Origin of the sequence: Thermanaerovibrio acidaminovorans DSM 6589 (assembly GCF_000024905.1) — a bacterium.
In the GTDB taxonomy this organism is placed as follows: Bacteria; Synergistota; Synergistia; order Synergistales; family Synergistaceae; genus Thermanaerovibrio; species Thermanaerovibrio acidaminovorans.
Genome location: NC_013522.1, coordinates 561066 through 582804, shown reverse-complemented (window position 1 = coordinate 582804; position 21739 = coordinate 561066). Strand labels below are relative to the sequence as shown.

Here is a 21739-nt window from a genome sequence, read left to right as displayed (position 1 = left end):
CTTCCTAAAATCTTGGGGCCCCCCAAACCTTGGAATCAGACTGCCAACGAGGGCTGTCATCACCGGAACGGAGAAGGCCCCGGCGGGTGTACAAAGTGTTGGCTCAAGACACTACACCCCTTCCACGAACACCACAGGGCTACCTTGAGTAATATTTTATTTTGAAGGCGCCGGACGCGCAAGGGCGGGGGATCAGATCAGCCCCCCGAGCACCTCCTCAACCCCCTGGCGGACCGTGTCCCGGACCCAAAGACACACGTCCGGGGTCTTGAAGAGCTCCGGGTCCTCCAGCACCTCCAGCACCTCCCGAGAGTCGAAGGTGAAGATCCTGCCGTCCACATCCACCTCTAGGCGCCAGCGGACCTCCGGGTGCCCCGACAGGAGGACCATCATGGTGCTCCCCAGGTCCCCTATGGGGGGCCTGTCTATGTGGCTTAGCCGGAAGGAGGCCTCGGTGAGGGTCCCCTCCCCCACCTTGGAGTCTATACGGAAGGCCCCATCGCACAGCTCCGCCGACTGCTTCAGGAACGGGAGCCCCAGCCCCACCCTCCGGGTGGTCCTGGTGGTATAGAAGGGGTCAACCGCCCTACTGACCACCTCGGGGGACATGCCCCTTCCGTCGTCCCGCACCCTAATCCTCAGAACGTCCAAACCGCTGTCCGCGTGAAGCCCCAGCTCCACCGTCCGGGCCCCGGCGTTTACCCCGTTCTCCGCGATGTCCAGAAAGTGGTGGGAAAGGTCGTCCAGCAATCGTATCACCCCTAGGAATAGACTTTTGAATCTTTCAGCGTCCCTGCAGACCAGGAAAGGGAACCAGGTTATAATGTAGCTGCAAGGAGGGGAGGTGGAAACACCATTGAGAGGAATCTGCGTCCACGCCCACTTCTATCAACCCCCCAGGGAGGACCCTTGGCTCGAGGAGGTCCTGCTGGATCCCACTGCAGCCCCGTCCCATGATTGGAACAGCCGGATAACCGACGAGTGCTACCGGCCCAACAGGGCAGCCAGGCTGGTGGACCCCTCGGGGAAGATAGTGCACGTGGTGAACAACTACCTCCACATGAGCTTCAACATAGGCCCCACCCTTCATCGCTGGATCTTCAGGAAGGATCCCATCCTGGAATACCACATCTGCGAGGCGGACCGGACATCCGAGCGGTCCCTGGGGTGCGGGAACGCCATGGCCCAGTGCTACAACCACATGATAATGCCCCTGGCCAACCACCGGGACCGGAGGACCCAGGTCATATGGGGGATCCAGGACTTCAAGGCCCGGTTCGGGAGGGCACCGCTGGGGATGTGGCTCCCCGAGACGGCGGTGAACCTTGCCACGTTGGAGGAGTTGGCCAGGAACGGGATCCAGTTCACCATCCTGGCGCCCCACCAGTGCGCCGCGGTGCGCCCCATGGGGGACGGGGCCTGGATGGGCACCCCCGGGGGGATCGGATTGGACGTTACCAGGCCCTACAGGCAGCACCTGCCATCCGGCAGGCACCTGGACGTGATCTTCTACCACGGGGGCACCTCCCAGGCCATCGCCTTCGGAGGCCTCCTGGACAACGGGGACCGGTTCGCCCACCACCTGATGGACCTTCTGCCCCGGGACGACGAGCCCAGGCTCATCGCCATAGCCACCGATGGGGAGACCTACGGCCACCACCACCGGTTCGGCGAGATGGCCCTGGCCAGGGCCTTCCAGCTGATATCCGAGAGGCGGGAGGTCTTCATAACCAACCCCGCCGCCTTCCTTAGGGCCCACCCTCCCACCTGGGAGTGTCAGGTGGCGGAGAACACCTCCTGGTCCTGCGCCCACGGGATAGAGAGGTGGCGGAGCGACTGCGGATGCCACACCGGCGGCCAGGTGGGGTGGCACCAGAGGTGGAGGGGCCCATTAAGGGAGGCGCTGGACCACTTACGGGACCGAATCGACCAGGTCTACGAGGACCGGATCCGGGACCTGATGGACCCCTGGGAGCTGAGGGACCTCTTCGCAAAGGCCCTGCTGGACGTCCGGGACGAGCGGCACTCCCCCCTGAGGAAGCGGCAGGAGTTCCTCCGGGAGGTCCTGCCGGGGCTGAGCCCCGAACGGGGCGTGGAGGTGCTGTCCCTTCTGGAGGCCCAGAGGATGAGGATGTTCATGTACACCTCCTGCGGCTGGTTCTTCAACGACGTGGCGGGAATAGAGACCCGACAGATCCTATCCTACGCGGAGAGGGCCCTGGAGCTGACCCGGGAGGCCACCGGGGTGGACCCCTCCGGGGACTTCTACTCGATCCTGAAGACCGCGGAGGGGAACCAACGGGACCTGCCAAACGCCCTGGAGGTGCTCGAGAAGACCGTGTTCCCCAGGAGGCGAAGCCTCAAGGACATGGCCGCCTCATCCCTCCTGGCGAAAAGGTCCGGCTCCTTCTACTCCACCTTCTGCTCCACCCGCCTCCGGCAGGAGTCCTCGGGGGGCATCACCCTGAAGGTGGGGGAGGTGACCGTCACGGACCAGCGGACCGGGACCACCTGGTCCGGATCGGGGGCGGTGATCTCCACCGGCGGCCTGGATGACCGATGCTGGCTCAGCCCCTCCCAGGTGGACCAGGCAAAGTTAATAAAAGATTTTATAAGGCAGGATATAATAGCCTTCAGCGACACCCTGCGGCGTCAGTTCCCCATAGGTCCCCTGGGACCGGAGGTGTTGCCCGAGGACGAGAGGGCGGAGCTGGGGGTTATGAGGGCCCGGGAGGTGGAGGACGGCTACTTCGAAACCGCCCGGGACATACTGGAAGACAACCGGCGGCTCATATCCCAGCTGGGGGATCTGGGGCTGCCGCTTCCGCCCCTCATATCCGCCTCCGCGGACCTGGTGATGCGTCGTCAAATCGAGGAACTTTCCAAAGGGGCGGATCCCATTATGCTGGTGGGACCATCCTCCCCGCTGGGACGGATCCTCGAGGAGGCGTCGGACATGGGGCTCAAGCCCAGGCTAGATATACTTGCCCCATCGGTGGCGTCCGCCCTTCACGACCTGGTAAGGTCCGTGAGGACCGGCAACTCGGAAGAGGACAGGTTACGGGACGTCATCGAGGCCTTGAGGCGCTGCCGGGAGCTGAAGATCCCCATCAACCCCTGGCGTCTGCAGAACGAGGTCTGGCGGAAGCTGGAATCCTCAGAGGAGAGGCCAGGCCCGGGCTGGATAGAGCTAGCTAGGGAGCTGGGGTTCGCCATGCCGGGTGACTAGCAGAGTAACCCACACCACAACGGGAGGTGCGATGGAATGACCATAATGACCTACGGGGACAACATAGGCAACTCGATGCTCAAGACATTGGAGCACGACCCGGTCTTCAGGTCCGTGGCCTATTTCTCCATGGAGATAGCCATAAGGCCCGAGATACCCACATACTCCGGCGGCCTTGGGGTCCTGGCGGGGGACATAATAAAGAGCGCCGCGGACCTGGGGGTGCCCATGGCGGCGGTGACCCTGCTCTATCGCAAGGGCTACTTCATCCAACACGTGGATCAGGAGGGATATCAGCGGGAGAGCCCGGTGGAGTGGAAGCCTGAGGAGTACCTGACCCTCCTGCCCAACGAGATATCCGTCATGCTGGAGGGGAGACCCGTCAAAGTCAGGGCCTGGGTCTACGACTACGTAGGGCAGTCGGGCTACCCGCTCCCCATATACTTCCTTGACACGGACTTCGAGAGCAACGCCCCGGCGGACAGGAACCTCACCTGGCACCTCTACGGGGGGGACCAGCGATACAGGCTCTGCCAGGAGCTGATCCTGGGGGTTGGAGGGCTTCGCATGCTCCGGGACCTGGGCTACAGGAACATAAAGACCTTCCACCTCAACGAGGGACATGCGGGCTTCATAACCCTGGAGCTCCTGAGGGAGCAGGGCTACGAGGACTACGACAAGATCCGGGACAAGGTGATCTTCACTACCCACACGCCGGTCCCCGCCGGGCACGACCATTTCTCGTATGAGCTGATCGACAAGGTGATGGACCCGGTGTTCGTCCACCACATAAAGCGCATGATGGGCCCCGAGGGGGTATCCATGACCGAGCTGGGGCTCAGGTACAGCCGGTACACCAACGCGGTGTCCATAAAGCACGCGGAGGTCAGCCGCAACATGTTCAACTCCGCCAACATAGACGCGGTCACCAACGGGGTACACTCCACCACCTGGACCTGTCCGGGCTTCGCGAAGCTCTACGACCGGTACATAGCCGGCTGGAGGAACGACCCGAGCCGCCTGATCCAGGCCCTGCAGCTACCCGACGAGGAGGTCTGGAAGGCCCACCAGGCGGCCAAGATGAAGCTGCTCGCCCGGGTCCTGGAGGAGACCGGCCGGGAGCTGGATGCGGACGTGCTCACCATCGGCTTCGCCCGGCGGGCCGCAGCCTACAAGAGGGCGGACCTGCTGTTCTCGGACGTGAAGCGGCTAATCGACGTATGCTCCGGCCAGGTGCAGTTCATATTCGCCGGCAAGGCCCACCCCCACGACGAGCCCGGCAAGGCCATGATCAAGAGGATCCACCAGATGGCCAAGGAGATCGGCTCCGCGGTCCCCATAGTCTTCCTGGAGAACTACGACATGTCCCTGGCGAGCCTGCTAACCTCCGGGGTGGACCTGTGGCTCAACAACCCCCGGCGACCCAGGGAGGCCTCGGGCACCAGCGGAATGAAGTGCACCCACAACGGGGTCATGAACTTCTCCGTCCTGGACGGATGGTGGATCGAGGGCTGGGTGGAGGACGTGACCGGCTGGTCCATCGGCCCCGACCCGGAGGAGGCGGAGCTGGTGGAGTACGACGAGATGCAGGACGCGATGGACCTGTACAACAAGCTGGAGGACAAGGTAATACCCACCTACTACCAGCACAGGGAGAAGTGGATATGGATGATGAAGCACGCCATCGCCCTCAACGCCAGCTACTTCAACACCCACCGGGTGGTTAAGGAGTACTGCGAGAAGGCCTACGGCGTGGTGTTCCGGGGACTCTAAAATGGCGGAGGCTATTAAGAAACCCCGGATCCTTCACGTAACCCCCGAGATGTCCCCCCTGGTGAAGATGGGGGGCCTGGGGGACGTGGTGGGGTCCCTGCCCAGGGCGCTCAACGAATTGGGGTGCGACTGCCGAGTCCTCATCCCCAACTTCAAGGGCCTCATGGACCGGGCCAACCAGATGGGCCTCAAGGTGACCCGCTGCAAGGCCCGGATCCACGTGGCCCTCAATTGGCGAGTCTACTCCGCCGGGCTCTTGAGGACCGAGGTGGGAGGGGTCAAGACCTACATCCTGGACCAGCCGGAGCTCTTCGGGGACCTGGAGGTGTACCCCAAGGCACTCACCTGCGAGACCGCCATGCCCTTCGTGTTCCTGGGTGCCGCGGGGCTCGAGATCGGGGACGCCACCGGCTGGAGGCCCCAGGTGCTCCACCTGCACGACTGGCCCGCCTCCACCGCCGCCTCGCTGCTCAAATGGCACAGGCACTACCACCGGTGCAGCGGAAGCTACGAGACGGTGCTCACCATCCACAACCTGGCCCACCAGGGGATCGTCTCCCCCGCGGGCATGGACGGCTGGGGCTTCAACAAGAACAGCTTCTCCATCGACGGCATGGAGTTCTACGGTCACGTGAACCTCCTCAAGGGGGCCATCATGGCCAGCGACTACGTGACCACCGTGAGCCCCCGCTACTCCTGGGACATCCAGACAAAGGAGGGGGGGATGGGGCTTGATGGGGTCCTGTACGCCCACCGGGACAAGCTCAAGGGGATACTAAACGGGGTGGACTACTCGGTGTGGAATCCCGCCACCGACCGGGTCATAGCGGCCAACTACACCGTCCAGGACATCTCCGGCAAGTGGACCTGCCGGGAGGACCTGTTCAAGATGGCCGGGTGGGAGGACCGGGGAGAGGTGCTGGTCTGCTTCGTGGGCCGGCTGGTGGAGCAGAAGGGGATAGACCTCATCCTGGGGGCCATGGACAGGCTCATGCTGGAACCGGTCAAGCTGCTGATCTTGGGATCCGGACACCCCCTCTTCCAGGAGCGGGTCCTGTCCGAGGCCCGTAAGCACCCGGACAGGATATGGGCCTCCACCGCCTTCGACGAGGAGCTCTCCCACCGGATCTACGCGGGATCCGACCTGTTGCTCATGCCGTCCCTCTTCGAGCCCTGCGGACTATCCCAGCTGATCGCCATGGCCTACGGCACCATCCCGGTGGCCAGGGCCACCGGCGGCATCGCCGACACGGTGATCGACGCGGACGGGGCCCAGGACGGCACCGGGTTCCTTTTCATCGACTACTCGCCGGAGGAGATGATGAGGGCCCTACGGCGGGCCATCGGGGCCGTTACGGACATCAACAGACGGCTAAACATCATGAGGAACTGCATGACGTCCGACTTCTCCTGGAAAAGCTCCGCATCCTCCTATAGGGAGATATACATGGACCTGATGGGACGGCTAGCCTAGCCGTGGATTACTATCAAAACCGATTCTGATCGGGGGGATGGGCTTTGATATTTGGCAAATACGGCCGGGTGTTAGGGATAGTTCTGGCGGGGGGAAAGGGAGAGAGACTTATGCCCCTTACCCGCTACAGGGCGAAGCCAGCGGTACCCTTCGCAGCCAAGTACCGGATAATCGACTTCGCCCTTTCCAACATGGTCAACAGCGGGCTCTTCTCCATCTACTGCCTGGTCCAGTTCAAAAGCCAATCCCTCAACGAGCACATCGAACAGGGCTGGCAGTTCGGCAATGCACTCAGAGGCCGGGACTACTTCATAACCGCGGTCCCAGCCCAGATGTGGACCGGCGAGAGGTGGTACCAGGGAACCGCCGATGCGGTCTACCAGAACCTGCACCTCATCACCCTCTTCGACGCGGACAGGGTGTGCATCTTCGCCGCGGACCACATCTACAAGATGGACATAGAGCAGATGCTCCAGTTCCACGTGGACACCAAGGCGGACGTCACCATAGCGGCCAACACAGTCCCATCCTCGGAAGCCCACGCCTTCGGATGCATGGACACGGACCCCTCGGGCAGGGTAGTAAGCTTCGTGGAGAAGCCCAAGAATCCCCCGGAGATCCCCGGCAAGCCGGGCTTCAGCTACGTCTCCATGGGGAACTACATCTTCGAACGTCACGTGCTGGAGGAGGCCATAATCGAGGACAGCTCCATGGAGTCCAGCTCCCACGACTTTGGCAAGGACATCCTCCCCAGGATATACTCCCGCTGCCGGGTCATGGCCTACGACTTCAAGAGCAACGTGCTCCCCGGGATAGACCGCCCCTACTGGAAGGACGTGGGCACCATAAAGGCCTACCACGAGGCCCACATGGACCTGCTCCAGCACCCTTCGGACCTCACCCTCTACAACCCCCTATGGCCCATAAGGACCGTCTCCTACTCGGACCCCCCGGGCTTCACCTACCCGGACAAGGGACAGGGCTGCTCGGTGGTGGGGACCCTGAGGGCCGAGGGCAGCCGGGTACTGGGGGCCATAGTCCACCGGTCGGTGCTATCCCGGAACTGCGTGATAAACGCCGGGGCGGTTCTCGAGGAGTGCATCGTCGGACAGGGGGTGGTCATAGGGGAGAACTGCAAGCTCCGACGGGTCATCCTGGACGCTTACAACGTGATCCCTCCGAACACCGTCATAGGCTACAACCACGACGTGGACCGGGAAAGGTACCACGTGGACCCCGAATCGGGGGTGGTGGTGCTGGGCATGCCCAAGATACAGCTCCGGCGCACCCTTGGGCTCCCCCAGGACGGGGACGATCCCTTGAGCGCCCTGTGAGCCGCAACATGAATAAAATCAGGGGGGAATTCGATTGAGATCCACCAAGCCTAGATCGACGATAAAACTGCTCCTTGCGGCGATAATATGCCTCATGGCCATCACCCTGCCTTGCCAGTCCTGGGCCTCCACCGAGGGGCGCATCAGGGACTGCGCCAGGGCCGTCCGGGAGATGAGCCGGGAGAGGGACTCGGACACCATGAGGGACCTGCTGAGGTCCAGCCACGGGGTGGCCATATTCCCCTCGGTGGTGAAGGCGGGACTCGGCATCGGGGGCAAGTACGGGGAGGGGATCCTCCTCCGCCACGACCCCCACACGGACCGCTGGTACGGCCCCAGCTTCGTAAACGTGGCGGGGCTCTCCTGGGGCCTCCAGATAGGGGTCCAGTCCACTGCCCTGGTGCTGGTGATCAACAACCGCCCGGGCATAGAGGCCTTCGAGGGGGACAAGATAACCCTGGGGGCCGACGTGGCGGTGGCGGCGGGACCGGTGGGACGCAGGGCCGAGGCGGGCACCGACTCCAGCCTCAAGGCCTCCATCTACAGCTACTCCATGTCAAAGGGCCTCTTCGCCGGCCTATCCCTGGAGGGGGCGGTGATATCCACCGAGCACGACACCAACCGGGCCTACTGGGGAAGGAAGATGTCGGTGCAGGAGATCCTGTCCCATCGGGCCTCGGGCTCCAAGATGGCCCCACTTCTGAAGGTCCTGCGGGAGGTATCGAGACCCCGCTAGATCCTCCCCGACCGAAGGGGGCCCAAGGCCCCCTTCGGTCCCCTATCGCCTTATGACCCCTCCCCACTCAGCCGCCTCCGCGGGGCACACCACCTCCGTGGCGTCCACAAGACACGCCACGTCCAGGTCGGCCCCGAAGCCCAGCTCCACCAGGTACCTGGCGTGGCTGGAGCCCTCCAGGATGGCCCCCCTGACGTCCCCCGCCACGCTACGATATAGCTCCAACGCCCCCCGGGCCCTATCCGACAGCTCCACCAGGGGATCCAGCCGGATCACCCGGTCCAACAGCCCCCCGGCGCAGACCAGGTCCTCGTAGGAAGATTCCCCCTCGTGACCGGCACACACCACCGCCACGGAACCTCGATGGGACAGGACCCTGAGGGCCGCGGCGGACAGGTTCCTCATGCAGAAGGGGTATGCCCTGGCCCCCACCTCCAGGGCCCTGACCAACGCCCCGGTGCCGTTGGTGGTGCACATAACCACCCTCAATGGCGCCTCCCCGGCGGATAGGACCTCCCAGGGGGAGTTGCCCCCGTCGAACCCCTCCGGCGGCACCCCTCCCCTCTCCCCCAAAAGGGCCCAAGTATCCCCGAGGGCCCCCCTCAAGGCCCTTGCATCCTCCACCCGGGACACCAGCCGGATCTCCCGGCACCCCATCTCCAGCAGCACCGATATCTGGGTGGTGGCCCTCAACATGTCCACCACGAAGCAACCTTCAAAGATACCCTCCACACGGGAGGGCACGGGGAAGAGCTCCACCCTCAAGGACACTGGACATCACTCCAATGTGATAAAATGCGATCAAGGGACATGGACTTCACGGAAGGGGTGATCAACATGCCGAAGAAGATGCTGGTGGCAGTGGACCTTAGCAAGCTGGGTGAATCGGTGGTGCGATACGGCGTCTCGCTCTCCAAGAGGCTGGACATCGAGGCCACGTTCCTCCACGTGATCCCCTACATCTGGCGGGGCTACGAGCCCTGGCTCCCTCCGGAGATCAACCAGGAGGTCCAGGAGATCGCTCAGAAGAAGCTGAGCTACTACCTCAAGAAGGCCCAAGAGCAGGGGGGTTACCAGGAGTTGCCTCCCCACAAGGTGGAGATCCTGTTCGGCGAGCCGGGGGAGCAGATCATCGAGTACGCCAAGAAGGAGAGCATGGACCTCATCGTCCTGGGCTACAAGGGGCACAGCGCCCTGGAGAACATCATCGTGGGGAGCACCGCCAGCAAGGTGGCCCGGTACGCTCCCTGCTCTGTCCTGATCTACCGGCCGGGGCACGAGCCCATATAGGCCCCGCATGAAGGCCCCTGGGGCCCATGGGAATCCCTCCCCTGGGCCCCAGACCTGGCCTATATGATCAGCTTCCCGCCCCCCTTGGGGCCCCCCATCTTGTCCAGCTGCTGGAGCACGTTCGAGGAGGCCACCGCTATGCTGGGCTTCTTGGCCTCCTGGGCGGCGTACTCCTGGAGCTTGCGCTCGTACTCCTTGAGGCTCCTCTTGAGGGCCTCCACGTCCCCCTTGACCCACTGGAGGATCCCCTCCGCCATGGCCTTCACCATGTCCTCCGGCGGGTCCCCGTTGATTAGACCCAGCTCCTTGAGCATCCGGTGCTCCTCCCTCACCGAGTCCAGGATGTCCTGGTCGGTGACGATCCCCTTCTTGTAGAGGACCCGGAGGACTATGTTGAACTTGGTCTTGTTGTTCTCATCGTTTATGGCCAGGGAGTCAACCCGGGCCAGCAACATGGAGAGAACCTCCTCAAGGCTTATCTGCATCGGCATGGCCATACCTAAACACCCTCCTCCGTTCTTTGACGCTGGGACCAATTTTACCACCATCGGCCACCCACCGTTCCATACTAGTATAATTTAGGGTGACGCCCGGATCCATCGCTCAAATCGATTCCAATGGGGGTGAAACCATGAGCAACGTGAAATGGCAGGGCCTTAGGCTGACCGCGGTGATTAAGCAGGAGCTGAGGGCCATCGGCACCATAACCATAGGCTGCATCATAATAACCCTGGGCATAATGGGGCTCACGGTGCCCTATAAGTTGCCAGACTCGGGGCTCACCGGCCTGGCGGTGCTGGGCAAGTACGCCTTCGGCCTCTCTCCCGCCTGGGTGGTGGGGCTGGGCAACGTGGCGCTGCTCATCTGGAGCTGGAGGGAGCTGTCCCCAAGGTTCGTGATACTCACCACCTACGGGGTGGCACTGCTGACGGTGCTTCTAAAGCTGGCGGAGAGCCTGCCCCATCCGGTCATCGATGACACCATGCTGGTGGCCATACTGGCGGGGGTCATAAAGGGCATAGGGGGCGGCATCGTCTTCCGGTGCGGCGCCTCCCTGGGGGGCACCGACATCATCGTCATGGTGCTCCGGAAGAGGCTGGGGGTCGAGGTGGGCAAGTACTCCTTCTACATCAACCTGGTGATCCTCGCCCTATCCGCCCTGGTGGTGGGCATAGAGGGAGCCCTGTTCGGCCTGGTGAGCGTCTACGCCAACGGGGTGGTGACCGACAACGTGCTCAGCAGCTTCGACCGGCGTAGGCTGGTCTTTGTAGTCTCCAGGGAGCACAAGACCATAAGCCGGTTCATCATCGAGGAGATGAACCGGGGCGTCACGGAGCTCCTGGGCAAGGGGGGCTACTCGGGGGAGGATCGGCCCACCCTGATGTGCCTGCTGACCCCCAAGCAGGCCATGGACCTGAAGCGCTTCGTGGCCCAGGTGGACCCCAAGGCCTTCATGGTCATATCCGAGGCCTCGGAGGTCCTAGGCAGGGGCTTCAAGGCCTGGAAGAGCCTCTGATTCAGCCCAACGCCGCCGCGCCGATCAGGGGGGCCAGGTCCCCCAGCTGGGATATGAGCACCCTCACGCTCCCCCGGAAGGGCTCCGCAAGGTACGCCCCCATCCGGGGGAGCAGCTCCTCGAGTAGCCCCTCCGCCCGAGATGCGCCGCCGCCCAGCACCACCGCCTGGGGGTCCAGCAGATGAAAAACCGACGCCATCCCCCGGGCCAGGCCGTCCAGGAAGGACTCCACCTCGGTACGGCTAACCCCAGCCCTGAACTCCTCCCAAAGGGACCTGAAGTCCCCGCCCCCCAGGGCCTCCACCGCCCCGGTGCCGGAATGGGCCTCCAGGTGCCCCACGCCGCCGCATCCGCAACGCCCACCGTCCCGGACCACCAGATGCCCCGCCTCCCCCGCCATGCCACGGCTACCGATCAGGAGCCTGCCGCCCAGGATGATCCCGCACCCAATGCCGGTCCCCAGCGTAAAGAGGACCAGGTCCCCCATCCCCCGGGCCACCCCCCTGGCCCACTCCCCCAGGGCGTAGCAGTTGGCGTCGTTCTCCCAGAGCACCCGGACTGGGCCGCCCATCTCCCCCTCCAAGGCGGAGCGCACCTGCCGAAGCCAGACCCCGTCCAGCCCCGGCACGTTGGGGGCCTTGAGGATCCGGTCCCTCTCCCGGGACAGCATCCCCGGCACCGCCATGCGCACCTGGTCCGGAATCGATACCCCCGCATCCCCGCAGAGCCTCGAAGCCTCCCGGCGGATCAACCGCGCCAACGGGGCCACACTACCCCCCTCCGGTGTGGGATGGCTCACGTGGCCCAGAACCTGGAAGGACCCGGCATCCACCAACCCAACGGTCACCGTGTGGCCCCCAACGTCAACCGCGATGCGAAGCGAGCACTCCAAGAGGTCACCCCCCGATCAACGACAGGGCGGTGGCCACGAACCGCCTCATCTCGAAGGGGTCCTGGGCGGTGAAGGACACGTCCATCGGACCGGTCCTCCGGCTCGAGGGTATCAGGCTCACCGCATCCGCCAGGGACGGGCTGGACAGGCTTATCCTGACCAGCACATCCCCCTCCAGCCCCCCGACGGAGGGGAGCGTCCCATCGGCCACCCCCAGGAGGGACATCTTGGCCCCGTCCATAAGGGCCCCGGCACCGCCCGCCAGGGCTACGAAGGAGTCCGCCCCGAGGGAGGACTTGATCTCGCAAGTCACCGGCCTAGGCCCTTCGAATAGGGCCTCCGCCTCGTGGCACAGGAAGTCGTCCCCCGCCACCATCATGACCGGCACCCCCAGGAACGAGCACGACATGGCATCCAGCCCCAGGGGGCCCACCCTCCTGCCGTTGACCCACAGGGCGCTCACCTTACCCATCCCCTCCCTGGGGAGGGCCCCCTTCTCGGCCCCCCACATGGCGGGGTACCCCAACAGCATGGCCCCATCGCACTGGGCCAACACGTGGAGGAGGGATATCAAGGGGACCCGGCTCCTCACCACGGAACAGCGGCCCAACAGGGATCGATCGTCAATCAGATCGAAGGGGTCATGAACCATCACCTGGTGATCACCATAGGACAGCATCTCGCACAGGGGCTCCACGTAGGACCCCACCACCAGATCCGGTGATCTCACGTCCCATACCGGAAACCCCTCGGGCCTCACGGAGACGAGCAACCTCATGATCCCACCACCCACCCGGCCAGGGAGGACGGATCCGAAAGAAGCGGACGGGCCACCCCAACCAGGTGGCAGACCCGGGAGGAGAGCATGGTCTGGGCCCTCTCAGCGCTACGAACCATTCCGGTGCACTCCACCAGGCACCTATCCCCCACAGCCTCCATTATCAACTTCGAGTAGGGGTCGAACCCCTGCGGGGCATCGGGACCGCAAAGGTTACCCGACACGCCTATCAGGTCCACCCCCAGGGCCGCCAGCTCCCGGGCCACCCAGCATGACTCCTCCGGTGTAAGCCCCCGGGGATCATCGCCGGGGAAGAAGTCCGCCACCCCCAGCCTAACCGCCAGGATGGAGTCCCCCGCCCGCTCAGCCAGGGCCTCCACCACCTCAAGCAACACCCTGGCCCGGTTCCTCAGGTCCCCCCCGTAGCGATCGGTCCTGCGGTTGGTGATGGGGCTCAGGAACTGACCCAGCAGGTAGCCATGGCAGGCGTGGACCTGCACACCGCAGTAGCCCGCCTGGTGGCCCCGCTCGAACGCGGCGGCGAAAAGGGACGGCAGCTCCGATATCTCCTCCGGTGTCATCTCCCGGGGCACCACCCGGCCATCCTTGGCGGGATGGGGCACCGCCGAGGGGGCCACGCATCGGAAATCCGGCAGGTCCATAAGATCCGCCTCCGCTATGGCACTGCCCCCGTGGTTGAGCTGGACCAACGGCACCGATCCGGCTTCCCGGATCATCTCCGCCAGGGGACGGTGCAGGGGCACCATCTGGTCCGAGTGGAGCATCATCTGGCTCCGCCTCACCCTCCCCCAGGGATGTACCGCGTGATGCTCCATCACCACCAGCCCCGCCCGGGAGGACAGGATGGCCTCCACCCGCCGGAACGTGGCCTCCGTGGGGCCCCCCTCGACCGATGCGGTGGCGGACGCCACCGGCGACGCCACCAGTCGATTGGGCAGTTTGAAACCCTTTATACACACCGGATCCGTCAGCCTCAACTCAATCCCCCCCTATCTAAACCCAAAGGTCCGGAGCTAAACGTTGAACCTTATCTCTATCACGTCCCCGTCCTTAACCCTATAGTCCTTTCCCTCCAGGCGCAGACATCCCGCCTCCCGGCAGGCGGTGATGGAGAAGCCGTGAGACGCGTAGTCCTCGTAGGAGACCACCTGGGCCTTTATAAAGCCCCTGGCCAGGTCCGAGTGGATGGCCCCGGCGGCGTCCACCGCGCTGGCCCCGTCCTTCAACGTCCAGGCCCTGACCTCGTCGGGCCCGCAGGTGAAGAAGCTTATAAGCCCCAGCAGGGAGTAGGCGCCGCTTATTATGCGCTCCCGGCCAGGCTCCGATATGTTCAGGTCCCGGGTGAACTCCTGGGCCTCCTCGGGGGAGAGATCCAGCAGGTCCATCTCCAGCTGGCCGTAGGCGCAGACCAGGGGCACCTCGCTCCCCAGCTCCTCCGCCAGCTCCGCCCCGCCCTTCACGTCCTGGGGCCCCCGCTGGGTCTCGTCCAGGTTGAGAACCACCATCTGAGGCTTGGCGGAGAGGAACGCGAAACCCCTAAGGAGCCTCAGCTCATCCGCCGACAGGCCCATCTTGCCTATCGGGACCTCCGACAGCAGGGACTCCTGGCAGCGCTCCAGCAGCTCCCGCTCCACCTGCTCCTCCGGGGTCAGCTTCTTCTTGGCCCCCAAGCGGGAGAGCCGGTTCTCTATTACCCCCAGATCCCGATACACCAGCTCCAGGTTGATTATCTTGTAGTCCCTCAGGGCGTCCACCGATCCCTCCGGGTGCTCCACCGATGGGTTCGAGAAGCCCCTCACCACGTGTAGTAACGCATCCGCCTCGGCCACGAAGGACAGGAACGAGTTCCCTAGCCCCGCCCCCTTGCTGGCGTCCCTGGAAAGGCCCGCCAGGTCAACGAACTCCACCTGTGCCGGGGTCCTCTTCTTGGGGTTGTGGTGCTCCGCCAGGGCGTCGAAGCGCCGATCCGGCACGGGCACCACCGCCCGGTTGGGATCCGTCTTGCCCCCCGCGTAGGGCTTGACCTCCGCCCCCGCCCGGGTTATCACGTTGAAGATGGTGGTCTTCCCGCTCAGGGGAAGGCCTATTATTCCGCAGTGAAGCATTCGCACTCCTCCTAAGGTTACGTCTCCAGTGTCCCAATGGGGCGAAACTATTTTAGCCCAAGTGCCCCTCCATGAGCCCAGGGGTGTTAAAATGAATCGAAGGACTTGATAACGTCATCCACTTCCGCAGAGGAGGTGCACCGTTTGGCCCGAATAATGATAGCCGACGATGCGGAGTTCATGAGACTGGTCTTGAGGAAGATGTTGGAGAAGGGAGGACACGAGGTGGTCGGGGAGGCGGACAACGGCAGGGATGCGGTCTACCTCTATACCATGCTCCACCCGGACCTAGTCACCCTTGACATAACCATGCCTTTCCTGAGCGGTCTCGACGCGGCCCAGAGGATAAAGGAGAACCACCCGGACGCCCGGATCCTAATGGTCTCCGCCATGGGAACCAGGGAGAGCGTAGAGAGGGCCAATTCCATAGGGGTCAAGGGCTTCATCGTAAAGCCCTTCCAGGAGGAACAGGTCCTGACCGCCATAGACAAGGCCCTGGAGGGCTAGGCTGAGAGGATCGAACCATGGGGGGATCGGCGCTCCCAGGGGGTCCACTTCACACGCTGCTGATTAACGGGGAGGCAGTCGATGTTCCGATGGATGTCAGTCTACTGAGAGTCAAGGACGGCGGCTGGTGCGTGATAAGACGGATGCCCAGCGGGGAGGCGGCGCTACGGCTCGAGGCCCTGGGGCTGAGGCCCGGCAAGAGGATACAGAAGATCTCCGGCATGCCATTCCACGGGCCCGTCACCGTCTGCGTGGACGGCCGCCAGGTGGCCATAGGGCACGGGGTAGCGGCCCGAATATCGGTCGACACCAACCTCCAGGGGGGATCCGAGGAGGTCTGTCTATGAGTTGCCACCGGGAGCTGAAGGAGGGGGCCCCCGAGGGGCCTGCTAGGCGCCTTCTGCTGATTGGCAACCCCAACGTGGGCAAGAGCGCCATCTTCTCCCGCCTCACGGGACTCAACGCGGTCTCCTCCAACTACCCGGGCACCACCGTGGGCTTCCTGGAGGGGACCGTGGTCTGCGACGGGGAGGCCTACCGGCTCATCGACGTCCCAGGGGCCTACACCCTCAACGCCACAAACGAGGCGGAGGAGATAGCCCGGCGCATCGTGGACGAGGGGGCCCACAGGGCCATAATCGTCCTGGACGCCACCGCGCTGGAGAGAAACCTGGTGCTGGCCCTTGAGGTGCTGGAGCGGGGGATCCCCTCCATCGTGGCGCTCAACATGGTGGACGAGGCGAGACACAAGGGGATAAACATAGATGTGGGGGCCCTGGAGGCCGCCCTCGGAGTCCCGGTGGTGCCCACCGTGGCGGTCACCGGTCAGGGCATAAGGGACCTTCTTTCCCGGCTGAACGAGGCCGCCAGATCCCCCATCGAGCCCTCCTCCAAGGAGGACCGGTGGCGCAGGATAGGGGCCATCGTGACCTCCGTCCAGCGGGTGGAGCACCGGCATCACACCTGGCTGGACACCCTGGAGGACATGAGCGTGAGCCCCTTGGCGGGGGGGATCCTAGGGATCCTCATCCTGGGGCTGTGCTTCTACCTGGTGCGCCTGGTGGGGGAGGGGCTCATATCCTACGTCTTCGACCCCGCCTTCGAGCTCCTAAGGGGACCCTTGGAGGCCCTGGCGCACACCCTGGGGGAGGGACCGATCAGGGACGTCCTGATCGGCAAGCTCTTCAACGGGGCCATCGACTTCGAGCTCAGCTTCGGGCTACTCACCACCGGCCTGTACGTGGAGTTCGCCATGGTGCTCCCCTACATAATCGCCTTCTACGGGGTATTGAGCCTCTTGGAGGACGTGGGCTACCTGCCCAGGCTGGCGGTGCTCTTCGACGCCCTCCTCCACCGGATGGGGGTCCACGGCTACGCGGTGATCCCCACCCTGCTGGGGCTGGGATGCAACGTTCCGGGCATCCTGGCCACCCGGGTGCTGGAGTCCAAGCGGGAGCGGTTCATCGCCTCCACCCTCATATCCGTGGCGGTGCCCTGCACCTCCCTTCAAGCCATGATAGTGGGTGCCCTGGGGGACAGCCCCTGGCACATGGGGACCGTGTACCTGGCCCTGCTGGCCTCCTGGGTCATAATCGGCCGAATCCTCCACAAGACCCTGCCGGGCTTCAGCCCGGAGCTCATCGTGGAGATCCCCCCCTACAGGCTCCCTTCCCCATCGGCCCTGTGGGTGAAGATGCGCCTTCGGGTAATGGACTTCATCCTGGAGGCCACCCCACTAGTGCTGGGGGGCATCCTGCTAGTGAACCTGATGGAGGCCATTGGGGTAATGGACCTCCTCTCCCGGCTGCTCGGGCCCGGCCTCGGGACCCTCATGGACCTCCCAGCCGGGGCGGCGGGGCCCATCGTGATGGGCCTGTTCCGCAAGGACGTGGCGGTGGGGATGCTGATGCCCCTGAACCTGACGCTTAACCAGATGACCGTGGCGGTCACGGTGCTGGCCATGACCTTCCCCTGCATAGCCACCTTCATCGTCCTGCTCCGGGAGCTGGGCCCCAGGGACACCGCCAGGGCTCTCGCCATAATGGGGGCCTCCGCGGTGGCCATGGGCACCGCCATGAACCTGATCCTCCGGGCCCTCCCCCTATGACCTACGCCCTGAAGAGCGTCCCGGAGGACTTCCAGGTCACGGAGCTGCTTGTCCCGGGCTTCCTCTCCAGCCGGGGCCCCATCCGGGTCTACTCCCTCTGGAAGAGGGACCTGGGGACCCAGGAGGCCCTGGAGGCGTTGGCCCGGGCAAACCGCATCCCGGTCCACCGGATCCGGGCGGCGGGGAGGAAGGACAGGAGGGCGGTGACGGAGCAGTTCGTCACCTGCGACCTCTCGACGGAGCTCCGGCCCCCCCAGGACGCCAGGTTGCGTCTGACCCCCGTGGGCTTCTCCCGGGAGCACGTATCCCCCTCCCACATCCTGGGCAACCGCTTCAGCATTACCGTCCGGGAGGTGGAGGACCCGGAGGCGGTGAGGGCCAGGTTGGCCTCTCTGCCCCGGGAGGGCTTCCCCAACTACTTCGACGACCAGCGGTTCCGCAGCGTGCCAACATCGGGGGAGATGTTTGCCGAGAGGCTGGTGAAGGGACACCTGAACGGGGCGCTCAGGCTGCTCCTGACCGAGGCCCCATGGGAAGGGGCACCGGAGCATTCGGAGAGGATGTCCCAGTTGAGAGGCGCGTGGGGGGACTTCGATCGGTGCCTGTCCCTGGCTTCTACCCCCCTGGAGAGGCGGATATTGGAGTCCCTGGCCCAGGACTCCTCCAAGAGGGGCCTCAAGGGGGCTTTGAGGCTGATCCCCCGGGACACGTTGAGCATGCTCTTCTCCGCCTACCAGTCGTTCCTCTGGAACTGCACCGCCAGCCTGCTCATCCACCAAGCCTGCCCGGATGGCACCTGGGTACCATTAAGGGCCGGGAGGGTCTTCATGCCCTCCCGAAGGCCCCAGGGACACCCCCTTAAGGTCCCGACCCCGTCGTACAAGATGCCCCCCATGGACGAGAACGTGGAACGGGCCATGGACCAGGTCCTGGCGGAGCGGGGGGTCAAGCGGTCGGATTTCAACCTAAGGTTCATAAGATCCGTCCACTTCGGCTCCTTCGAAAGGCCCACCTGGGTGACCCCCGGGGACCTCAGGGCGGGGCCCATGGTGGAACACCGGCCGGGACGCTTCAAGGTGGAGCTGGAGTTCACCCTTCCAAGGGGATCCTACGCCACCATGTTAATCCGGCACCTCATGACCGGACCGGCATGACCGCCACCGTCCCCCTAGGCCCCTGGAGGCGGACGAACTCCACCTGGTAGGCCTCCCTCAGGGCCTTGAGGTCCGGCCTGCCCCGGTCCATGGAGGCGATGACCCGGCCGCCCCTCATCACCAGGACCCGGCTACACCAGCTCATGGCCAGGTTGACGTCGTGGAGCACCACCAGCCCGTACCTCCCCCTCCACCCCCGGTCAAGCAGGTCCATCACCTCCATGGCGTGCCGGGGATCCAGGGCGGCGGTGGGCTCGTCCAGCAGGAGTAGCCTTGGATCCCGGGCCATGGATCTGGCCAGGGCCACCCGGGCCGCCTCACCCCCCGACAGGTCCCACACCCTCCGGTCCGCTAGGTCCTCCAAGCCAACCTCCCTGATGACCCTATCGGCCATGGCCTCCTCCCGCCTTCCATAGGGCTTGAAGGGTCCAAGGAGCGGGTAGAGCCCCATGAGCACCGCCTGCCTCACCGTGAAGGGCTGATCGAACCGGACCGACTGGGGCATGAGGGACACCAGTTTGAACCAATCCCGCCGGTTGCGGTCCATCAACGACACCCCATCCAGGCTTATGCGGCCCTCGAAGGGGACCATTCCCCCCAAGGCCCTCATCAGGGAGCTCTTGCCGCTACCGTTGGGACCTATGATGCCGGTGATCCCCTCCCCCACCTCCACCGACACCCCGTCCACTACCGCCCGGCCACCCAGGCGAACCGTTACGTTATCAAGGACCAGCGGCACGGGAACCCCTCCATACCAAAAGGATGAAGACCGGCCCCCCCATGAGGCTGGTCAGTACCCCCACCGGGAGCTCCCCCAGGAGCCGGCAGATCAGATCGGACCACATGAGGAGCACCCCTCCCCCTAGAAACGATACGATCCCCACCGGTAGGTTGGCGGGGCCCAGGATCAATCGGGCCCCGTGGGGGGACACAAGCCCCAGGAACCCTATTATCCCGAACTGGCCCACCACCAGGGCGGCGCAGATTGAGGCCGCCGACAGGGCCACGGTCCTCACCGCCCTCTCGTTCACCCCGAGGCTGGTGGGGTCCGCCCCGGAGGCGAAGATATCCAGCTCCTTGGAGAGCAGCAGGACGGCAGCCAGGGAGGCGGAGGCACCCAGTAGGCATATGGCGGTGGAAGACCACCCCGCTCCGGAGAAGCTGCCCATGAGCCATATGACTATGGCGGAGACCTTCTCCCCCACCAGGGCCTTGATGAGGGCCAGGCCGGAGCTAAGGAGGGAGCTCACCACCACCCCCGCCATGATCATCTCCGAGGCGCTACCCCCGCGGCCTAAGAGCATCACCAGTCCCAGGGATCCCACGGCACCCACCATAGCCCCGCCGGAGGCACCAAGGCCCAGGGCGATGGACATCGCCGCCCCGAAGGCGCCGCCGGATGCCACCCCAAGGGTGTAGGGCTCCGCCAGCTGGTTCCTCAAGACCCCCTGGAACAGGACCCCGGCGCACGACAGGGAGGCCCCGGCCAGGAAGGCGCAGAGGGTCCTGGGGAGCCTAAGGTTCCAGACCACGTAGCTGCCGCCAAGCTCCGACGATGGGCCGGAGAGGATGGCGTCCGCCAGCTCCCCCCACGACATGCTCCAGTCCCCAACCGCCGCCCCCGCCAGAAGGCCCAGCAGGGCCAGGACCACCAGGCAAAGGGACAGAACCAGGCAGCGCATCCTAACGGGGTTCAACCTCTCCCTCCACCTCCAAACCCATCATCTCCGCGTATATCCCCTCCACCCTCCGGCACACCGCCTCCACCGACACCCCCCTGTGGACCGCATACCACACCGCGCCACCGGCCCCTACCCCCTCCTTCACGAAGCCCCTCTCGTAGTCCGCGAGGCCCCTGGGGGCCCCGGAGAAGTCCAGGGGCGCCCAGTAGGCCTCCACCCCTATCCGATCCGCCATGGGCAGGAAGGCGCAAGAGGGGTCCATGGCCACGTACTTGGTGGTGGCCACCGTGAGGTGACCCCGGTGTCCCAGGGCCCTCAGCACCGCCGCCACCGCCAGCATCTGGGTACCCCCCGCCAGGACCACCCGGGAGGTGGAGGGCAGGCCGGAGACGAAGCCCGCCACCGCCGCCTGCATTGGGTCCCCAAGCTCCATCACCGCCCGGAGCGGGTCCCCCTTAAGGGAGCCCAGAAAGGCCCCCGCCCGGGTGGAGGCCCGCCGCCAGAGGTCCTCCTTGAGACTTATGGGGTTCACCGGCCCGGCGGAGGAGACCATGCCCTCTACCCCCAGGGCCCTGAGCACCAGGAGGGCAGTGGTGGTGCCCCCCGGGACCGACTCGCCCAGCACGTAGGTGTCAAGCCCCCCCATGGACCGGCCCAGCTCCGCGGCCCTTTCGAAGATGTCCACCGCATCCCGGACCGCAGGCCCCTGGGTCGGATCCTGGGCGGGGGCACACCCCAGGTCCAGGTGAGGGCAGGCGGGGGGGAGGTACGACCCGCAACGGACGGTGACGAAGGGGAAACCGGCCAGCTCAAGGCACGCCCGGGTGATCAGCGCGGGGGTGGGATGCCCCTGGGGGTCCACCGGGACCGCGTCCACCACCCGGGGCCTTCCAAAGTAGACCACGTCCGCGTCCGCCGCGGCGGTGAACGGGATCACCTCCGGATTGGCCCCCGCAGCGGACAGCCCCGGGATCTTGCACAGATCGCTGGCACCTATGAACAGAAAGAACATCACACGATACCTCCCTCGTCGACGTGGTATTGTCTTAAGCTACCGGTGGCGGTAGAATCCGCTAGTCAACGCCACCGTCGAAGGATAAGACAAAAAAGGGACTTCTCAAAGCCCCTCACAAGCCAAGGG

21 protein-coding genes are annotated in these 21739 nt (G+C 64.8%); 11 read left to right on the top strand and 10 right to left on the bottom strand.

Going from position 1 to position 21739, the window contains the following annotated elements; genetic code table 11:
• Positions 1-192 precede the first annotated feature (192 nt).
• Positions 193-759: an ATP-binding protein gene (locus tag TACI_RS02730; protein ID WP_416340837.1), complete on the bottom strand. Its 567-nt coding sequence runs from the start codon at positions 757-759 to the stop codon at positions 193-195.
• Positions 760-856: 97 nt separating this feature from the next.
• Between TACI_RS02730 and TACI_RS02725 the strand changes: the two genes are divergently transcribed.
• From TACI_RS02725 to TACI_RS02705, 5 genes are read left to right on the top strand one after another with little or no spacing between them, the layout of a single operon-like run.
• The gene (locus TACI_RS02725; protein ID WP_012869296.1) at positions 857-3229 is read left to right on the top strand and encodes a DUF3536 domain-containing protein; all 2373 of its coding nucleotides are present in this window, start codon (positions 857-859) and stop codon (positions 3227-3229) included.
• 36 nt (positions 3230-3265) lie between these two features.
• Complete coding sequence (glgP, locus tag TACI_RS02720; protein WP_012869295.1) at positions 3266-5002, top strand: alpha-glucan family phosphorylase; 1737 nt, start codon at positions 3266-3268, stop codon at positions 5000-5002.
• A gap of 1 nt (position 5003) precedes the next feature.
• Positions 5004-6476 carry a glycogen synthase gene (locus TACI_RS02715; protein ID WP_012869294.1) on the top strand — a complete coding sequence of 491 codons (1473 nt, stop codon included), beginning with the start codon at positions 5004-5006 and terminating at the stop codon, positions 6474-6476.
• 44 nt (positions 6477-6520) lie between these two features.
• Positions 6521-7810: a glucose-1-phosphate adenylyltransferase gene (gene glgC, locus TACI_RS02710; protein ID WP_012869293.1), complete on the top strand. Its 1290-nt coding sequence runs from the start codon at positions 6521-6523 to the stop codon at positions 7808-7810.
• A 34-nt stretch (positions 7811-7844) separates the two neighbouring features.
• Positions 7845-8546: a lipid-binding SYLF domain-containing protein gene (locus tag TACI_RS02705; protein ID WP_012869292.1), complete on the top strand. Its 702-nt coding sequence runs from the start codon at positions 7845-7847 to the stop codon at positions 8544-8546.
• 42 nt (positions 8547-8588) lie between these two features.
• Here the strand turns inward: TACI_RS02705 and TACI_RS02700 are convergent, their stop codons facing one another.
• Positions 8589-9317, bottom strand: a complete 729-nt coding sequence (locus TACI_RS02700) for a 2-phosphosulfolactate phosphatase (RefSeq protein ID WP_164925115.1) — start codon at positions 9315-9317, stop codon at positions 8589-8591.
• 39 nt (positions 9318-9356) lie between these two features.
• Here TACI_RS02700 and TACI_RS02695 point away from each other — a divergent pair, with 39 nt between their 5' ends.
• Positions 9357-9836 carry a universal stress protein gene (locus TACI_RS02695; protein ID WP_012869290.1) on the top strand — a complete coding sequence of 160 codons (480 nt, stop codon included), beginning with the start codon at positions 9357-9359 and terminating at the stop codon, positions 9834-9836.
• 59 nt (positions 9837-9895) lie between these two features.
• Here the strand turns inward: TACI_RS02695 and TACI_RS02690 are convergent, their stop codons facing one another.
• On the bottom strand, positions 9896-10333 hold the full coding sequence (locus tag TACI_RS02690; RefSeq protein WP_012869289.1) for a hypothetical protein: 438 nt from the start codon (positions 10331-10333) through the stop codon (positions 9896-9898).
• 134 nt (positions 10334-10467) lie between these two features.
• Between TACI_RS02690 and TACI_RS02685 the strand changes: the two genes are divergently transcribed.
• A complete protein-coding gene (locus TACI_RS02685) occupies positions 10468-11352 on the top strand; it encodes a YitT family protein (protein ID WP_012869288.1) in 885 nt (294 codons plus the stop codon).
• Position 11353: 1 nt separating this feature from the next.
• Here the strand turns inward: TACI_RS02685 and TACI_RS02680 are convergent, their stop codons facing one another.
• Genes TACI_RS02680 through ychF form a run of 4 tightly spaced genes read right to left on the bottom strand, consistent with a single transcriptional unit; the run spans position 11354 to position 15148 of the window.
• Positions 11354-12244 (bottom strand): ROK family protein, encoded by an 891-nt coding sequence (locus TACI_RS02680; RefSeq protein ID WP_012869287.1) that lies wholly within the window; start codon positions 12242-12244, stop codon positions 11354-11356.
• Positions 12245-12248: 4 nt separating this feature from the next.
• On the bottom strand, positions 12249-13022 hold the full coding sequence (locus TACI_RS02675) for a M55 family metallopeptidase (RefSeq protein ID WP_012869286.1): 774 nt from the start codon (positions 13020-13022) through the stop codon (positions 12249-12251).
• Positions 13019-14020, bottom strand: a complete 1002-nt coding sequence (locus TACI_RS02670; RefSeq protein ID WP_012869285.1) for an oxidoreductase — start codon at positions 14018-14020, stop codon at positions 13019-13021. Before TACI_RS02670 ends, TACI_RS02675 begins: the two co-directional genes overlap by 4 nt.
• Positions 14021-14056: 36 nt before the next feature.
• Positions 14057-15148 (bottom strand): redox-regulated ATPase YchF, encoded by a 1092-nt coding sequence (ychF, locus tag TACI_RS02665; protein WP_012869284.1) that lies wholly within the window; start codon positions 15146-15148, stop codon positions 14057-14059.
• A 144-nt stretch (positions 15149-15292) separates the two neighbouring features.
• Here ychF and TACI_RS02660 point away from each other — a divergent pair, with 144 nt between their 5' ends.
• The 4 genes from TACI_RS02660 to truD all read left to right on the top strand — a co-directional run bounded on the left by TACI_RS02660 (position 15293) and on the right by truD (position 18916).
• On the top strand, positions 15293-15655 hold the full coding sequence (locus TACI_RS02660; protein ID WP_012869283.1) for a response regulator: 363 nt from the start codon (positions 15293-15295) through the stop codon (positions 15653-15655).
• 89 nt (positions 15656-15744) lie between these two features.
• Positions 15745-16002 carry a FeoA family protein gene (locus tag TACI_RS02655; RefSeq protein ID WP_012869282.1) on the top strand — a complete coding sequence of 86 codons (258 nt, stop codon included), beginning with the start codon at positions 15745-15747 and terminating at the stop codon, positions 16000-16002.
• The gene (locus tag TACI_RS02650; protein ID WP_012869281.1) at positions 15999-17762 is read left to right on the top strand and encodes a ferrous iron transporter B; all 1764 of its coding nucleotides are present in this window, start codon (positions 15999-16001) and stop codon (positions 17760-17762) included. Before TACI_RS02655 ends, TACI_RS02650 begins: the two co-directional genes overlap by 4 nt.
• On the top strand, positions 17759-18916 hold the full coding sequence (gene truD / locus TACI_RS02645) for a tRNA pseudouridine(13) synthase TruD (RefSeq protein ID WP_012869280.1): 1158 nt from the start codon (positions 17759-17761) through the stop codon (positions 18914-18916). The genes TACI_RS02650 and truD overlap by 4 nt, the downstream gene beginning before the upstream one ends.
• Here truD and TACI_RS02640 read toward each other — a convergent pair.
• Genes TACI_RS02640 through cobT form a run of 3 tightly spaced genes read right to left on the bottom strand, consistent with a single transcriptional unit; the run spans position 18897 to position 21610 of the window.
• Positions 18897-19655 carry an ABC transporter ATP-binding protein gene (locus TACI_RS02640; RefSeq protein WP_012869279.1) on the bottom strand — a complete coding sequence of 253 codons (759 nt, stop codon included), beginning with the start codon at positions 19653-19655 and terminating at the stop codon, positions 18897-18899. The two genes, truD and TACI_RS02640, sit on opposite strands and share 20 nt — an antisense overlap.
• The gene (locus TACI_RS02635; protein WP_012869278.1) at positions 19639-20613 is read right to left on the bottom strand and encodes a FecCD family ABC transporter permease; all 975 of its coding nucleotides are present in this window, start codon (positions 20611-20613) and stop codon (positions 19639-19641) included. Before TACI_RS02635 ends, TACI_RS02640 begins: the two co-directional genes overlap by 17 nt.
• Positions 20600-21610, bottom strand: coding sequence for a nicotinate mononucleotide-dependent phosphoribosyltransferase CobT (cobT, locus tag TACI_RS02630; protein ID WP_012869277.1), 1011 nt, complete (start codon positions 21608-21610; stop codon positions 20600-20602). Before cobT ends, TACI_RS02635 begins: the two co-directional genes overlap by 14 nt.
• Positions 21611-21739: the final 129 nt, after the last annotated feature.

What these genes read in the sequence shown, in the direction of transcription:
- TACI_RS02650 (WP_012869281.1), top strand. Translation starts at nt 15,999, where the DNA reads ATGAGTTGCCACCGGGAGCTGAAGGAGGGGGCCCCCGAGGGGCCTGCT.
- cobT (WP_012869277.1), bottom strand. Translation starts at nt 21,610, where the DNA reads ATGTTCTTTCTGTTCATAGGTGCCAGCGATCTGTGCAAGATCCCGGGG.
- TACI_RS02690 (WP_012869289.1), bottom strand. Translation starts at nt 10,333, where the DNA reads ATGGCCATGCCGATGCAGATAAGCCTTGAGGAGGTTCTCTCCATGTTG.
- TACI_RS02655 (WP_012869282.1), top strand. Translation starts at nt 15,745, where the DNA reads ATGGATGTCAGTCTACTGAGAGTCAAGGACGGCGGCTGGTGCGTGATA.
- truD (WP_012869280.1), top strand. Translation starts at nt 17,759, where the DNA reads ATGACCTACGCCCTGAAGAGCGTCCCGGAGGACTTCCAGGTCACGGAG.
- TACI_RS02685 (WP_012869288.1), top strand. Translation starts at nt 10,468, where the DNA reads ATGAGCAACGTGAAATGGCAGGGCCTTAGGCTGACCGCGGTGATTAAG.
- TACI_RS02715 (WP_012869294.1), top strand. Translation starts at nt 5,004, where the DNA reads ATGGCGGAGGCTATTAAGAAACCCCGGATCCTTCACGTAACCCCCGAG.
- glgP (WP_012869295.1), top strand. Translation starts at nt 3,266, where the DNA reads ATGACCATAATGACCTACGGGGACAACATAGGCAACTCGATGCTCAAG.
- TACI_RS02675 (WP_012869286.1), bottom strand. Translation starts at nt 13,022, where the DNA reads ATGAGGTTGCTCGTCTCCGTGAGGCCCGAGGGGTTTCCGGTATGGGAC.
- ychF (WP_012869284.1), bottom strand. Translation starts at nt 15,148, where the DNA reads ATGCTTCACTGCGGAATAATAGGCCTTCCCCTGAGCGGGAAGACCACC.
- TACI_RS02695 (WP_012869290.1), top strand. Translation starts at nt 9,357, where the DNA reads ATGGACTTCACGGAAGGGGTGATCAACATGCCGAAGAAGATGCTGGTG.